This is a genomic window from Reinekea forsetii, from assembly GCF_002795845.1.
Lineage (GTDB): Bacteria > Pseudomonadota > Gammaproteobacteria > Pseudomonadales > Natronospirillaceae > Reinekea > Reinekea forsetii.
This window is the reverse complement of sequence record NZ_CP011797.1, coordinates 2,763,861-2,778,978: the sequence shown is the minus strand read 5'-3', so window position 1 is coordinate 2,778,978 and position 15,118 is coordinate 2,763,861. Positions and strand designations below refer to the sequence as shown.

Annotated in this window: 11 protein-coding genes; 6 read left to right on the top strand and 5 right to left on the bottom strand. The window is 54.4% G+C overall.

Features of this window, described 5'->3' with window-relative positions; genetic code table 11:
- Positions 1 to 10: 10 nt before the first annotated feature.
- Positions 11 to 1,129, top strand: coding sequence for a mechanosensitive ion channel family protein (locus tag REIFOR_RS12720; RefSeq protein ID WP_227003683.1), 1,119 nt, complete (start codon positions 11 to 13; stop codon positions 1,127 to 1,129).
- Positions 1,130 to 1,181: 52 nt separating this feature from the next.
- Here REIFOR_RS12720 and REIFOR_RS12715 read toward each other — a convergent pair whose 3' ends face one another.
- From REIFOR_RS12715 to REIFOR_RS12695, 5 genes are all read right to left on the bottom strand, one after another.
- Positions 1,182 to 1,385 (bottom strand): Trm112 family protein, encoded by a 204-nt coding sequence (locus tag REIFOR_RS12715; protein ID WP_405124662.1) that lies wholly within the window; start codon positions 1,383 to 1,385, stop codon positions 1,182 to 1,184.
- Positions 1,375 to 1,635 (bottom strand): membrane protein insertion efficiency factor YidD, encoded by a 261-nt coding sequence (gene yidD / locus REIFOR_RS12710; protein ID WP_100257921.1) that lies wholly within the window; start codon positions 1,633 to 1,635, stop codon positions 1,375 to 1,377. The genes REIFOR_RS12715 and yidD overlap by 11 nt, the downstream gene beginning before the upstream one ends.
- A gap of 2 nt (positions 1,636 to 1,637) precedes the next feature.
- Complete coding sequence (gene cysS, locus REIFOR_RS12705) at positions 1,638 to 3,026, bottom strand: cysteine--tRNA ligase (RefSeq protein WP_100257920.1); 1,389 nt, start codon at positions 3,024 to 3,026, stop codon at positions 1,638 to 1,640.
- 69 nt (positions 3,027 to 3,095) lie between these two features.
- Positions 3,096 to 3,950 (bottom strand): 6-carboxytetrahydropterin synthase, encoded by an 855-nt coding sequence (locus tag REIFOR_RS12700; RefSeq protein WP_100257919.1) that lies wholly within the window; start codon positions 3,948 to 3,950, stop codon positions 3,096 to 3,098.
- Positions 3,951 to 4,144: 194 nt separating this feature from the next.
- Entirely contained in the window at positions 4,145 to 4,747 is a 603-nt protein-coding gene (locus REIFOR_RS12695) for a LysE family translocator (RefSeq protein ID WP_100257918.1), read from the bottom strand.
- A gap of 1,193 nt (positions 4,748 to 5,940) precedes the next feature.
- Between REIFOR_RS12695 and REIFOR_RS12690 the strand changes: the two genes are divergently transcribed.
- The 5 genes from REIFOR_RS12690 to REIFOR_RS12670 all read left to right on the top strand — a co-directional run bounded on the left by REIFOR_RS12690 (position 5,941) and on the right by REIFOR_RS12670 (position 15,110).
- Positions 5,941 to 12,504, top strand: coding sequence for a hypothetical protein (locus REIFOR_RS12690; RefSeq protein WP_100257917.1), 6,564 nt, complete (start codon positions 5,941 to 5,943; stop codon positions 12,502 to 12,504).
- A 291-nt stretch (positions 12,505 to 12,795) separates the two neighbouring features.
- Complete coding sequence (greB, locus tag REIFOR_RS12685; RefSeq protein WP_100257916.1) at positions 12,796 to 13,284, top strand: transcription elongation factor GreB; 489 nt, start codon at positions 12,796 to 12,798, stop codon at positions 13,282 to 13,284.
- Positions 13,285 to 13,660: 376 nt separating this feature from the next.
- A complete protein-coding gene (locus REIFOR_RS12680; protein WP_100257915.1) occupies positions 13,661 to 14,128 on the top strand; it encodes a toxin-activating lysine-acyltransferase in 468 nt (155 codons plus the stop codon).
- Positions 14,128 to 14,640, top strand: a complete 513-nt coding sequence (locus REIFOR_RS12675; protein WP_158524379.1) for a toxin-activating lysine-acyltransferase — start codon at positions 14,128 to 14,130, stop codon at positions 14,638 to 14,640. Before REIFOR_RS12680 ends, REIFOR_RS12675 begins: the two co-directional genes overlap by 1 nt.
- Positions 14,641 to 14,747: 107 nt before the next feature.
- On the top strand, positions 14,748 to 15,110 hold the full coding sequence (locus REIFOR_RS12670) for a hypothetical protein (protein WP_100257913.1): 363 nt from the start codon (positions 14,748 to 14,750) through the stop codon (positions 15,108 to 15,110).
- Positions 15,111 to 15,118: the final 8 nt, after the last annotated feature.

Genomic DNA, 15,118 nt, shown 5'->3' with positions numbered 1-15,118 from the left:
AGTGGGAATAATGGATTTTTTTACCAGTGCTATGGCCGAACTGGAACGTTGGCTCGCCGTAAGCGCTGAATTTAGCTGGATAGTACAGGTTTTTGTGATCGTGTTGTTAACGCTGTTTGCAAATTATTTTGTGCGAAAGTTATTTGACCGGTTGTCATCGGCAAGCGTGCAGACGTCAGTCCATTTCGACGATATGGTTGTTGAGACGGCGCGCAAGCCGGTACGCTTCTTTATCTGGATATTCGGCATGTTGCTGGCCGCCGATGTTGTCAAAGACGTCTCCAACGAGGCCATTTTTGACATTATCGAACCGATCCGAGAAGTGTCTTTTATTGTCTTGTTGGCCTGGTTTGCCGTGCGCTTTATCCACCAGGGTGAGCTAACGGTGCAGATGCCCGGCGTACTGGTGAATCCCATGGATGCCACTACCGCTTCGGCGCTGGGCAAGCTGATGCGGTTGTCGATCATCATCACTACCTCGTTGGTTGTCTTGCAGACCCTCGGCTTCAGTGTCTCGGGGGTATTGGCGTTTGGCGGCATCGGCGGTATCGCCGTCGGCTTCGCGGCCAAAGATCTGCTGGCGAATTTTTTTGGCGGTCTGATGATATATCTGGATCAACCCTTTAAAGTCGGCGATTGGGTGCGCTCTCCCGACAAAGAAATAGAGGGTACGGTGGAGAATATTGGCTGGCGCCTGACGCGCATCCGCACCTTCGACAAGCGCCCGCTCTATGTACCCAATGCCACCTTTGCCAATATTTCTGTAGAAAACCCCTCCCGCATGCTGTGTCGGCGCATTAAGGAAACCGTTGGCCTGCGCTATGACGATGCCTCGAAAGTGGCGCAAGTGGTGAGTGATGTGAAGCAGATGCTGATCGAACATAAGGATATCGATAACGACCAGACTATGATCGTGAACGTCGACGCCTTTGCGGCCTCATCGATTAACTTCTTTATCTATACCTTTACCAAGACCACCGACTGGATCGAGTTTCACGCCATTAAGCAGGACGTGATGTTTAAGGTGATCGAGATCGTCGCACGCAACCAGGCCGAATTCGCCTTTCCCACCCAGACTCTGCATATTAAGCACGAACCGGAAGTTCAGGCGCCAGACCGAGCGGGCTAAACTTAGCCTGGTAACGCTCTACCGAGGGCCCGATCCGGGCCCGTCGGGTCGCTTACTTTTTCGCATGCCAATATTCAAACTCATCTTGACTGATCGCCCGCGCCTCATCTTCAAGCATGACCGGTATGCCTTCGCGTACTGGGTAGGCCAGCTTTGCCGCCGTAGACACCAGTTCTTGCTTGTCCCGGTCGAGCTGTAAGGGGGTTTTGGTCACCGGGCAGACTAAAAGGTTTAATAACTGTTTATCAATCAACATCAGGGCGATCCTTCGGTTCATCATAGGTTTTAAGCGGTACCCCGGGAACCGGGTCTAGACCGCCTGCGCTGCCGGGATGGCAGCGGGCTATTCGTTTGGCACTCAACCAAGCACCACGCCAAGCGCCGTGATGGTGGAGGGCAATCAATGCGTACTCTGAACAACTCGGGTAATAACGACAGCGTGGTCCAAGCAATGGGCTGATCACCCATCGATAAAACTGCACCACGCCGATCAGCAGCCATTTCACCGTTAAGACTCGCGCGACCAAAGTGTGCCTTCGCGGGTATCGTTAATCAGCACGCCGCGGTCGGCCAGTTGCGCGCGAATGGCGTCGGCACCGGCAAAATCACGTTGTTTTTTGGCGGTCTGGCGGGCCGCAATCAGCGCTTCAACTTGCTCGGCACTGATATCGCCCTCTGCCGTCTGACCCTGGAACCAGGTGTCTGCGTCCAGCTGCGCTATATTGAGGAAGTCGGTAATGGCAAAGATCTCCGCCTTCAGTTGGGCGCGCTCGCCGAGGTCATCGGTTTTGAAAAATCGATTGGTCAGCTCGTGTAAGACGGCAAAGGCCTTCGGCGTATTGAGGTCATCGAGCAACATCTGCATAAACGGCAGGGCCATCAGATCGGCGATGGGTGCTGAACCAAGCTCGGCACTGTCGCGCTTGATGGTGTATAGCCGATCGAGCAAGGAACGGCTTTGATGCAGCAGTTGTTCAGACCAGTTCATATTGGATCGATAATGGGCCGATAAGAGCGCCACCCGCACCAGTTCATGCGGCTGCTGGGCCAATAGATCGCGCAACACAATAAAGTTGCCCAAGGATTTGGACATCTTCTCGCCTTCGATATCGAGCATCGCATTGTGCACCCAGTAGCGGGCATAGGCACCGGGTTGATCGGTGCAGCAGACCCCCTGGGCGAGTTCGTTTTCATGATGCGGAAAGAGCAGGTCGGTGCCGCCGCCGTGGATATCGATGGTCTCACCCAGATGCTTGTGGATCATCGCGGTGCATTCGATGTGCCAGCCTGGTCGTCCGCGGCCCCAGGGGCTGGGCCAACCGGGTTGGTCATCGATTGACGGCTTCCAGAGCACAAAATCCATCGGATTGCGTTTGTAATTGGCGATGTCGACGCGTGCACCGGCAATCATATCGTCGGTGTTGCGCTTCGACAACTTGCCATAGTCGGCCAATGAATCGACCGCAAACAGGGCGTGGCCCTCTGCCGCATAGGCATGTCCGCGCTCGATCAAGGTGTTGATCGTGGTGATGATTTCACTGATGTGTTCGGTTGCCTTGGGCACGATGGTCGGCACCAGGTTGCCCAGGGCCACCATGTCTTCATCATAGGCGCTAATAAAGCGCTCGGTGATCACGGAGATATCAACGCCCTGGGCCGCAGCCGCGGCATTGATCTTGTCATCGACATCGGTAAAGTTGCGCGCATACACCACCTTGGGGTAGAGCTGCTGTAGGGTGCGAAACAATAGATCGTAGACCACGGCCGAGCGGCCGTTGCCGATATGGATATAGTTGTAAACGGTGGGGCCACAGACATACATGGTGACCTGCTCGGCGTCGAGGGGTGAAAAGGCTTCCTTTTTGCCGGTCATACTGTTCTGTAATACCAGGGACATGTGCTTTCCATCGATGGAGGTAATCAGCGCGCAGTATACCTCGGGCGAACGGGTCAGGCTAACGGCATCTTAGTGGTTCGACGCGATGGCACCCTTCTGCACACCCTCGAATGCCTTAACGCGCCAGTGATCCTCTGGCGCTTCCTGCTGCAGGGCATTGGCAATATGGCTGGCGATCAGCTCAACGGTACTGTCCGTGGCCATCAGGTAACACTGGTCGGGATTCAACCAGACATCAAAGCGGCCCTGCTCGGCGTCATAGCCGATGTGTTGCAGATGCCTATGGCTAGATGGCATCTGGTCTTCGGCCGTTACCAAGTAGATATCGGCAAAGCGTTTGGCCCATTCCTGTTCACTCTCTATATCACGCTTATGGTTGCGATAGATCTCGATCCGCGAGCGATGACCGTGGCAAATGCGTTGGCAATCGCCCTGATGCTTCTTAAGGCCATGCGAGTAGTGATAAAAATCACCCGCAATCTCCTCAGTGCGCAATTGCAGCGATACCTGACGCACATTGGCGGGGACTAGGGTATTGAGATGGGATTCCAGCAACGGTCGGGCCGAGTCGATGGTCACCTTATCGCTGTCGACAATAAATACCGCCTCACGAGGGCTCTGGTAAACAAAGGCGAGCTCGCCGTCGGGTCGACGATACTCAATGTGTATCTGATTGCCGTCCGCGAGCGTCTCAATAGTCAGGCCAGGCAGGTGCTCCGGCACTACTAGCGTATGGTCCATGCCACTATCGAGCGCCGCCTTGAGCATTTTTTTCACATGGCCAAAGTCGAACACCATACCTTCGTCGTTGAGTTCACCGACCAGCTCGACATCGACGATCCAGCTTTCGCCGACCACGCCGCGTTGCGGGTGAAAGTAACTGAAATCGATGACGGTGAGATTGTTAACAAACAGGCGATTCATGGTGAAGGCTCACTCCGGCGGTAAGGGGTTCGATAGCAAACTAGGCGGGCCTAGTATAGACGGCGGAGGAGTCTAACAGAAAATAGCTTTTGCACTAAGCCCGCGCAGGGGGAATTGACTACTGATGCCATTGTTCGTATTAACAATGTGACCTGATTGCCGCCCTGAACCGAGCATTGGCCACTGGGTCGACATCAGATGAACGACACCGCCATCATCGGAATAATCGAGACGGCCAGAATCAAGCCCATGGTGACATTGAAAATGCGCTGTTGACGGTCGTTTTTGAGCAGCCGTTGGAGCGCACTGCCGGCGAATAACCAACTGCCGACGCAGACCAGGCCGGCCAGCATAAAGGTGATGGCGATGGTCAAGACCTGCGGCAACAGCGCCACATCGTCCACAGTGAAGGCGGCGATGGCACCAATGCTCATAACCCAGGCCTTGGGATTGACCCACTGGAAGAGGACACCCTGGATATAGGTCAGGGGTTTGGCCGTTGTGCGAGTATCTCCGGAGACTCGGGTTAGGGCAATTTTGGCCGCCAGATAGAGCAGATAGGTCGCGCCAATAATTTTGATCAGGGTGTAAGACATCGGCCATTGCGCAAAAATGCGGTCCAAACCGAGACCGAGGACCAGCATCATCACCGGCACCCCGGAAATAATGCCCAACCAATGGGGTATAGAGCGTTGCACGCCAAAGTTTAAGCCGGAAGACAGGATCATCAGGTTGTTGGGTCCGGGTGTGCCGGTGGACGCCACGGCAAACAGCAATAAGGCGATGCTAAAGCTCATCACTGAGCTGCCCGAGCAGAACCGTGTATTGGTAGGGTGGCAAGGGTAGTCATGTAGCGTTCTCGCTATCTTGGGGTGCGCGAATGAAGCCTAAGTCGGCGTTGTTCGGATGCTGATATACAAGACGAGTATATTGACCAGTACCCATAAAGACCATAGCAATCATGCACAGACGTGTCCCAAGCCAGCAGCAATTGAAGACGGGATGTTAGGCCAGTGACTGCTCGACGTCCCCTTTGGCGGATGATAATTGAGGGTGAATTAGTATGCACCCACCAAAGAGGTAGCCCGACACACTCATCAATAAGCATTATTGTCTAAATGACTATAGTAAAAAACGGCCTTTTTTTTTATAATAAATGAATTATTTTAAAACTTTTCCGATTTAAAAAGTTACAAACTTTTGCAGTGACTCTGTGCCTATAGTCAAAAGGGTTACTTAAAAATATAACCGCATCGTTTATCTTTTTTACGTTTAAAAATTAATTCTATATGAGAAGGCCGGCACGCCGGGCGTTTAGGGATTTCAGGGTGGCAGTATATTTTACCTGGCCAATATGGGTATAACCGTTAATGGCCCAGGATGCTGTCTTTTAGCGCATGTAATTAAATTAATGAAGCGCAGAAATTTTTTCAATCCTAATCATAAAATAGACTCCAATGGTCATGGTCAATATGATGATAAAAGTATTTATTCGATATTAATATAAATAAAAGTATTACTGATAGAATTTTAAGTTAAGGAGGTATATTGTGCACAACAGCTGACCAGAATATGTAAATAGAGCAAGAGCGTTATCTTGTTCATACTTTGAAGTTAATAAGGCCCGAACATCGGCCCTTACGTCAATGTTACCTCAGAGGAGAGTCTGGCAAAGGCTCTCTGACCATACTCATCCCAAAAGCCTTCAAAAACGGACAGGATTTAAGGAAAGGCGTCCAGCTCTTGAAGTAGGCTTAGGATCGACGAATTTAGGCAATAGGTCGGCATGCACTTGTAAAGTGAAAGTAGTCGACAGATGCGCCACATCTTGCGAGTAGCCCAATTTTGTGACCAGGTAAAAGCTGCTAACTGGGCTTTTGATTGTTTGCCTGCGTGCTATTTACGACAAATCCCCAGCTAGGATTGTAATGTGCAGAAATAATGAAGGGATTCCGACCAAACACGTTCTCGTTCCAAATAAGGCGCCAACATGAACACTAAATTGACAACTGTTATCTTATGCAGCCTATTAATCACCGCAACATGGGCGGCAGCAGACGAATATTCATTCGAACAGTTTCTTTTTAAAGATCATTCTGTCTGGTCCGGCGGTGCAGTGGCCATATCAGCGGGCGCAACAATTTCAAATGCAATCGGTGCCGCCGGCGCAGTTTCGGTGGGCGCATGGGCAGAGACTGCCAGGATAACCTCGTCCGCCGCGGTTGACGTTGCCGCTTACGCTAATACCGGCGATCTGGTAGCAGGTGCCGCCGCTGCTACAGGTCAAGGGTCTGTGGTGAGCAGTATTTCGTCTGGCAGCGCTGTATCCATCGGCGCAGCATCTTCGGTTGGGGCGTTCGGTGGCCCCTATGGACCGGTATTTTCCGAGGCCGCCACGGTAGTGGGTGCGGGTGCGTTTGTGGGGAATATCTATGCCGGAGCAGCGGTCACCCTAGGCGCGGGTTCTCAAACAGCGCAGGTCTATGCCGGTGCTGCGATAACGGGAAGCGGATCGGAGGCTTCTTTTGCCTATACCGATACTATCAGCGCTCGGCCGGCGATTGTCTTTACCGATGGGCAAGACGGTATAGCGAATATAATCGATGCTCAAGCCGTATTATTTCAGCTTACCCCCAATGAAATACTAGGCGCCGTGGCTATGGGCGGAGCAGTTTATCGGCCCGGTGTCTATCAGGGCACTGCTGCTACCGTTGCTGCGGATTCGGTTGTGACCTTCGATGCTGAAAATTCAACTCAGGTTCAATTTTGGATTATTAACCTTAGCTCCGCATTGACCGTGGCCGCAGGCAGTGAATTTAAAATAATCAACGTTGGCAGCGGTGGTGCTGTGGTCATTTGGAATATAGGTGGTGCGCTGACTCTGGGTGCGGGGTCATCCTTCATTGGTACTGCTTTTATTAATGGCGCGGTCACCGGAGCGGGAGCCGCCGTTTGCGGGAACTTATGGGCCACTGCGGCCATTGCTATTGGCTCCGTGACATCTGAGTCGGGCGGACTGAATTGCGCCGTCGATGTGAACGAGATTGGCATCTACAACGGCATTGCCACCTATAGCGGCTATATGGGCCAAGCGAGCACGGAAGCCCTCGCAGAAGCTGAGGCCTTGGCGCTGGCTGAAGCAGAAGCTTTAGCAGAAGCGCAGGCCTTGGCGGAGCAAGCACTGGCGGAGAGTCTAGCGGTAACGTTGGCCCAGGCTCAGGCGGAAGCGCTCGCTCAGGTTCAGGCCGATCAAGCACGTTTGGCAGCCGAAGCGCTGGCTCAGGCCTTGGCTGATGAAGCATTGGCTCTGGCGCAATCGGAGAAGATTATCGCGCAGCAAGCCCTAGCCTTGGCGCAGTCCGAAAAAGCCTCTGCGGAGCAAGCGTTGGTTCAGGCGCAGTCTGAAAAAGCGGTAGCGGAGCAAGCTTTGGCGCAAGCCTTGGCGACAACCGTTTTGGCACAGCAGGGCTTGGCAGATGCAGAGTCTGAACTTCTCGTGCAGGCCGCACAGGCCCTGTTAGAGGCAGAGCTGCTGGCACAGTCAGGGGCCGAGATTCTGGCCATAGCCGATCAAGCGCTGGCGCAGGCTCAAGCAGAGAAGGCAGAGGCGGATACGCTGACGCAATCGCAATGGGTGACGCTAGCCTTGGCAAACCAGGCGCTGGCAGCTGCGCAAAGCCAAGCTCGAACTCTGGCCCTAGTGCATGCCCAAGCTTTAAAGGAGCACCAAACGGAAACCTTGGCGCAGGCGGATGCACTAGAAGCGGCGCTGGCGGAGATTTTGGCCCAAGCAGAGACATTAACGTCAGCCGAGGCTGAGGCCGAGTCCCAGTTGGCGCTATTGGCGGTGGCCCAGGCGGAGATTCTGGCCCAAACGGATAGTTTGGCGTTAGTCGAGGCGAACGCCTTGGCTGGAGCTGAGGCAACTGCATTGGTGCACGCACAGACTTTGGCATTGGCGCAGGCTGATATGCAAGCGCAGGCCGAGACTCTGGCGCAAGTCGAGTCTGAGATCCTGGCACAGGCCGATATTTTGGCCCAAGCCCAGGCAAATATGGCGCAGGCGCAGGCGCTCGCGCAGACGCAAGCGGAGACAGTAGCGCAGGCTGAAGAGGCGTTGAGCGCGGCCAGAGCATTGGCGCTGGAACAGGCCGAGACCGCGGCTCAAGCTGAAATTTTGGCACAAGCGGCTATAACAGCGCAGGTAGAAAATCTAGCCCTAGCGGAGGCGGAAATCCTCGCACAGGCGGAGAGGGCATTAGCCCAAGCGGAGTCCCTGGCTCAGGCTGAAGCTGAGATACTGGCGCAGGTAGAGCAGGCGTTGGTGGAAGCGGAGACGCTGGCGCTGGCCCAAGCTAAAATTTTGGCACAGGCGGAACAGGCGCTAACGCAAGCAGATATTCTTGCGCTCGCCGAGGCGCAAATTCTGGCGCAGTCGGAATCTCTAGCACAAGCCGAGACTGAAATCCTGGCGCAGGTGAACAGAGAGCTGGCCCAGGCCGAAATTCTAAACCTGGCCGAAGCGGAGACTCTAGCGCAGGCGGAGATTCTAGCGCAGGCGCAGCAAGCCCTTGCCGACGCTCAGACCGAGGCGCTGACCGAGGCGCAAATTTTGGCGCAGGCTCAACAGGCCTTGACGCAAGCGCAAACGGCTCAGGCGCAGGCTCAGGCATTAGCCGTAATTCAGGCTGAAAGGTTAGCAGCGACACAGGCGGAAACTCTCGAGCAAGCGGAAACTGAGATTCTGGTGCTGGCGGAATTTATAGGGCGGGCAGAAGCTGAAATTATAGCCCAGGCGGAAATTCTAGCGCTAGCCGAAATCGAGACTCAAGCCCAGGCAGGCATATTGGCGCTGGCTGAACAAGCCTTAACCCTGGCCCAAGCAGCTCAAGCGCAGACTGAGGCGCGCGCGCAGACTCAGGCTGAGACACTAATCTTGGCTGAGGCAGAGATTGCAACGCAGGCTCAGAATGCCCTGACCCAGGCTGAGAGATTGGCGCAAGCAGAACAAGCCGTAACGCGGGCCCAAGTCGCGCAAGTCCGAGCCGAGGCCCTTGAACAGGCTGAAACGGCGCTATTGAGCGAAGCCGAGCAAGCTCTAACGCTTGCTCAAGCTGCGCAGGCGAATGCGGAAGCCCGAGTGTTGACTCAAGCAGCAACGCTAACCTTGGCAGAAGCGGAAATTGTAACTCAAGCTCAGGATGCACTGGCACAGGCTGAAATATTAACACTGGCCGAAGATGAGATCATCGCGCAGGCTGAAATTCTAGCTCTGGCCGAAGCCGAGATTCAAGCCCAGGCAAGGATATTCGCGCAAGCAGAGCAAGCCCTAACGCTAGCCCAAACTGCTCAGGCGAATGCGGAAGCCCGAGTGGTGGCTCAAGCCGAGACGCTAACGCTGGCAGAAGCTGAGATCGTAACGCAGGCACAAAACGCACTCACCCAAGCTGAAATTTTAACGCTGGCTCAGGCCGAAATTTCAGCGCAGGCCGAGATTCTCGCGCAGGCCGAAACGGAGACTCAAGTCCAGGCCGAGATATTGGCGCAAGCCGAACAGGCTTTAACGCGGGCCCAAGCTGCGCAGTCGCAGTCGGAAGCGCGAGCGCTGACCCAGGCCGAGACGCTATCTCGGGCAGAATCTGAGATTGTAACGCAGGCACAGAACGCTGTGACCCAGGCGGACGTTTTAGCGCTGGCCCAGAGTGAGATTTCAGCGCAGGCCGAGATTCTCGCGCAGGCCGAAACGGAGACTCAAGTCCAGGCCGAGATATTGGCGCAAGCCGAACAGGCTTTAACGCGGGCCCAAGCTGCGCAGTCGCAGTCGGAAGCGCGAGCGCTGACCCAGGCCGAGACGCTATCTCGGGCAGAATCTGAGATTGTAACGCAGGCACAGAACGCTGTGACCCAGGCGGACGTTTTAGCACTGGCCCAGAGTGAGATTTTAGCGCAGGCCGATATTCTCGCGCAGGCCGAAACGGAGACTCAAGTCCAGGCCGAGATATTGGCGCAAGCCGAACAGGCTTTAACGCGGGCCCAAGCTGCGCAGGCGCAGTCGGAAGCGCGAGCGCTGACCCAGGCCGAGACGCTATCTCGGGCAGAATCTGAGATTGTAACGCAGGCACAGAACGCTGTGACCCAGGCGGACGTTTTAGCGCTGGCCCAGAGTGAGATTTTAGCGCAGGCCGATATTCTCGCGCAGGCCGAAACGGAGACTCAAGTCCAGGCCGAGATATTGGCGCAAGCCGAACAGGCTTTAACGCGGGCCCAAGCTGCGCAGTCGCAGTCGGAAGCGCGAGCGCTGACCCAGGCCGAGACGCTATCTCGGGCAGAATCTGAGATTGTAACGCAGGCACAGAACGCTGTGACCCAGGCGGACGTTTTAGCGCTGGCCCAGAGTGAGATTTTAGCGCAGGCCGATATTCTCGCGCAGGCCGAAACGGAGACTCAAGTCCAGGCCGAGATATTGGCGCAAGCCGAACAGGCTTTAACGCGGGCCCAAGCTGCGCAGGCGCAGTCGGAAGCGCGAGCGCTGACCCAGGCCGAGACGCTAACTCTGGCAGAAGCGGAAATTGTAACGCAGTCTGAAATTGCCCTCAGCCAGGCGGCAATTCTTGCGCAGGCCCAGAGTGAGATTTTAGCGCAGGCGGAAATGTTGGTGTTAGCCGAAACGAAGATTCAGGCCCATGCAAAGACGCGAGCGCTAGAGGAAGATTCTCGGGCGCTGGCGGTGATAGAAGCACGCGCACTGGCTGACGCTGAGGCGGAGATTATAGCGCAGGCAGAAGTTTTGACGCAGGCGGAGGAGGCTTTGGTAATAGCTCAAGAGGCGCTGGCACTGGCTCAGACTGAGAAGGCGCTGGCTGATACGCAGTCGTTAGAGTGGACCGCAACACTAGCCGAAGCGCAGACGCTAAATGATGAGAAAACATTAGCGTTGGTTAACGCGAAGAAGCTCGCCCTGGCCGAGGCGGAGACCTTGGCGCAGGCGCAGGCAGAGATCCTCGCGCTGGCGGAACAGGTGCTGGCCGAAGCGGAAACGTTGGCGCAGGTTGAGAGATCACTGTCTCTGGCGAAGTCAGACAAGTTACAGTCGGAGGCCCAGGCTGAGAAGCTGGCCCTAGCCGAGGCGCAGACACTGGCCCAGACGGTGCAGGCCTTAGTTGAGGCCAAGTCGCTGGCGGAAACGCAGACGCAGGCATTGGCGCAGGCGCAGGCACAGTCGGAGACTGAGGCCCTTACGCTGGCGCTGGCCGAGAATAGTTTGGCGCAGGCGCAGGCGCAGGCTTTAACCCAGGCGGATATTCTGGCCGAGGCTGAGACGCAAGCCGTAACCCAAGCTGAGATCCTGGCAGAGGCCGAGCAGGCGTTGATTGCGGCGGAGACGCTGGCTTATACACAGGCGGAGACGCTGCTCCAAGTCGAGAGCGAACTCGCGGAGGCAAATGCATTAGTGGAAGCGCAAGCAGAAGCCGAAACGCAGGCGCAGGCGCAGGCCGAAATTCTCGCCCAGGCGGAGCTGCTTGCCAGGGCCGAGGCGGAGAATTTGGCGCAGGCCGAGCAAGCATTGGCGGACGCAGAAGCCCAAGCTTTGGCCGAGGCCCTAGCCTTAGCCGAGGCCGAACAAGTGCTAGCAGCTTCTGAGTCGGAGAAGGCGTTGGCCGAGTCGGAGACCAGGGCCCAAGCGGAAATGCTCGCGCAGTCTGAGGAATTGGCACTGGCCCAGGCAGATATTTTAGCCCAAGCAGAGCAAGCTCTGGCCCAGAGCGAGGCCCTGGCCGAGGCTCAAACAGAGAAACTGGCCCAGGCGGAGCAGGCTCTGGCCCAGGCGCTGGCGGAGATGGCACAATTGCAACAGGCACTGTCCCAAGCGCAGACTGAGCCAGAGAAGCTGGCGCAGGCTGAACTTTTAACGCAGGCGGAGCAGGCCTTGGCATTGGCCCAAGCGGATAAGGGCCAAGCAGAACAGGCACTGGCACGGGCTAAGACTGAGCAGGCCGAGGCCGAGGCTCAAGCCTTGACGCATGCGGAGACGCTGGCGGACGCGAAGACATTAGCACTGGCTGAGGCTGAAAAATTGGCGCAGACCGAGCAAGCGTTGGCGCAGGCGCAGGCGCAGAACGAGGCGGCAGCGACACAGGCAGAATCACAAGCTGAGACGTTGGCGCAGACGGAAAACGCATTGGTAGCTGCTGAAACGCAGGCCCAAGATCAGGCGGAGCTGTTAGCGCAGGCGGAGACCCTGGCGCAGGCCGAAGAGGAAGCTCTGGCGCAAGCGGAGATCGCGTTAGCGGAGGCGGATATGCTAGCCCAGGCAGAAAAATCGTTGGCCGAAGCCGAGGCACAGATTCTGGCGCAAGCGGAGACGCTAGCGCTGTTCCAGGCGGAACTGCTCGCACAAGCCCAGATTCTGACGCAGGCCGAGGCAAAGATTTTAACGCAGGCTGATACCTTGGCCCAGGCCGAGCTCTTGGGGCTTGGGGATGGCCAAGACGATTCGCCTGTAACGGAAGATGCATTGGCGACACCAGCACTCGTCAACGAACCAAGCGACTAGGTTGACCCTATATGGCCGTCGTTAGTCCAGGCGGCCATTAACAGGGCGAAAACTCCATCAATTGCAGTTCGCATAGGTCGACTCATTGATGGTGCAGCCCCTACTCATTAACACAATAAGACGACATTGGTCGCTATGCCCCTTCCTAGTTAGACCCCCTCACGCGTTGCAGCCTTGGTCAAATTCAGTTTTAGCTTGCGCTCACCCTCTGGAATGGCAGAATCAATCGTCATCATCTGTCATTGTTCCGTACCATGGCTCCGAAAGCTAAGCATTAATGAAGGTCCCAGCATGAGTACCAAACTGATTACCCGAGCCGGCCATGTGCAATTGCAGGCGGAATTGCATCAGCTGTGGAAAGTCGAACGACCCGATGTCACTCTTAAAGTGACCTGGGCTGCCAGTCTGGGCGACCGCAGCGAAAACGCCGACTACCAATACAACAAGAAACGCCTGCGCGAGATCGATCGACGGGTGCGCTACCTAACCAAGAGCTTGGAGCTGTTGCGTATTGTCGACTACGTTCCGGAACAGGAGGGTCGGGTTTTTTTCGGTGCTTGGGTGCAGGTTGAGAATGAGGCCGGCGAGCAGCTACGTTTTCGCGTGGTCGGGTACGATGAGATTCTTGGCCGTAAAGACTATATCTCGATCGACAGCCCAATGGCCCGGGCGTTGCTGAAAAAACAGGTCGATGATGAGGTACCTGTGGTTACCGGCGCGGGTACCGTAACCTGGTTGATCAACGCCATCGAGTACGACAAGTTGTCGAATCCCGCCTAGCCCTTCTCACGCTTACCGCGCACTATCTCGCGCACCACAAAACCATTCGGATTGAGCTGGTCGGCCACGCTCTGCTGGTAGGTGATTTGAGGTGCTGTTACGGTTCACTTTGGTTCTGTGACTGCGTTTTTTAACACTATTTGATGGAGCCGTAAACGACCCAAAAGTATAGAAATAATAGGTAAATAACGCCGTTAGGCGTTGCGGGGTATTTTATTTTAGATTGATACTTAAATTATTTTTATAATAATAAACGCTTTAATCGTAATTATTTTGTTTACAGCTTAGAATAAAATTTGTTATTGTTTTTTCAGTCGGCAGAGTGTTATCAAGGATTGGTAGCGCGGGACTTTTTTACAGCGAGGGATAGCTTTATATGAGACAAACCATCCAAAGTCAGCTGCCAATCTGCGAGCTAAAATATTCTAACCAGCTTTCAGCTTTCCAAGTCATCGGCATCGTGACCGATCTTGCCAATTATCACAGCCAATACGGCGAACAGTCTGTTTTCGATTTTATCTCTCGGTTGACACCAATGCTGGAAACAGGGCAAGCAAAAATATTCTTCGATGATGAGCATCGCCCTTATGGTTATGCAAGCTGGGTCTTGATACCTGAAAACATACACCAATCCATGTTGGCCGGTGAAGGAAGTGAAGCTGAATTAGCGGCATATTTCTCCGAAACTACCGGAGATCGATTGTGGTTCTTCGATTTTCTGTGCCCGTTTTGCACTCCATTAATGATGTTCCAATGGCTTAAGCAGGAATTAGCTTGCCATACCAACGCCTACTTAGGGCGGTATGCATCAGGAAGCGGTAATGCGGTAAGGAGGTTATGGTAATGAGTTCACTAAACAGGCAAGAATCAACCCCGTTTGCCATCGGATTCCATGAAGCGCTGGGTACAATGATGTGGCTAATGAAGCATGCGGACTACCACAGTCAATGGCCTCTATGGAGTGTAGATCAGGACGTCGTGCCGGCCCTAGTGTATGGGCAATATAAGCTATACTTTGACGAGCATTATAATCCAGTCGGATTCGCATCCTGGGCATGGCTGGACAAAGACTCCAAACAACAGGTACTTGCCAATAAAATACCTTTGCAAGTGGAACAGTGGAACGGTGGTAGGCATTTGATGTTTGGCGATTTTATAGCCCCATGGGGACATGCCAAATTTATTCTGAGAGACTTGCGAACCCAAGTGTTTCCCGAGTACAAAGCGTTCAGTCTTGGCCGACATCAGGATGGTAGCATCCGGAAGGTCTATCACTGGAAGGGCTCTCTCTTTACAGATGGCGTCACAAGTGAACAAAGGAGTATCAACAAAAAACTGTGGGCCCAAACAGGCTGACAGAAAAAGAATTCAGCGAGCACGCTCTACCAAAAACCGTGCTCGCCGAATGCCCCCTTAGGGGTTTTATAAACCCAAAAAACATTAGTCTATAAGGAAATAAGAGTATGTCAAACGTTTATAAGCAACTCAACTGTTTCGATGGAATCGCTGGTGCGGCCTTTGGTGGCGGTAGCGGCAGTGGTTCCTCAAAAAAGAAAAAGAAGAAAAATAACGAGCAAGTCTATATCGGTGGCCATGTTGGGTATGTGAGCAAAACGCCGACCTCTCAAGATCGGAATGATCAAGGGGCTATTTTAAATAAAAGTAAATTCAAAGCGGAAGGGGGGGGCTGTACAACAGAAAACGAAGTGGCCTTTTCCGCCGGCGTAGTTGGGGTATTTGCTGTTAATCCGTATGTTACCGTCCCGGCAGCTGTTGTGGGCACTTTGGCCGCTTCCAAATCTTTTCATGAATGTGGTGGTTTCTAGAAACTTTA

Bases quoted from the DNA above. Each gene is read 5' to 3' on its own strand.
- cysS (WP_100257920.1), bottom strand. From the start codon at position 3,026: ATGTCCCTGGTATTACAGAACAGTATGACCGGCAAAAAGGAAGCCTTT.
- REIFOR_RS12695 (WP_100257918.1), bottom strand. From the start codon at position 4,747: ATGAGCTTTAGCATCGCCTTATTGCTGTTTGCCGTGGCGTCCACCGGC.
- REIFOR_RS12670 (WP_100257913.1), top strand. From the start codon at position 14,748: ATGTCAAACGTTTATAAGCAACTCAACTGTTTCGATGGAATCGCTGGT.
- REIFOR_RS12680 (WP_100257915.1), top strand. From the start codon at position 13,661: ATGAGACAAACCATCCAAAGTCAGCTGCCAATCTGCGAGCTAAAATAT.
- REIFOR_RS12700 (WP_100257919.1), bottom strand. From the start codon at position 3,950: ATGAATCGCCTGTTTGTTAACAATCTCACCGTCATCGATTTCAGTTAC.
- greB (WP_100257916.1), top strand. From the start codon at position 12,796: ATGAGTACCAAACTGATTACCCGAGCCGGCCATGTGCAATTGCAGGCG.
- REIFOR_RS12715 (WP_405124662.1), bottom strand. From the start codon at position 1,385: ATGTTGATTGATAAACAGTTATTAAACCTTTTAGTCTGCCCGGTGACC.
- REIFOR_RS12720 (WP_227003683.1), top strand. From the start codon at position 11: ATGGATTTTTTTACCAGTGCTATGGCCGAACTGGAACGTTGGCTCGCC.
- REIFOR_RS12690 (WP_100257917.1), top strand. From the start codon at position 5,941: ATGAACACTAAATTGACAACTGTTATCTTATGCAGCCTATTAATCACC.
- REIFOR_RS12675 (WP_158524379.1), top strand. From the start codon at position 14,128: ATGAGTTCACTAAACAGGCAAGAATCAACCCCGTTTGCCATCGGATTC.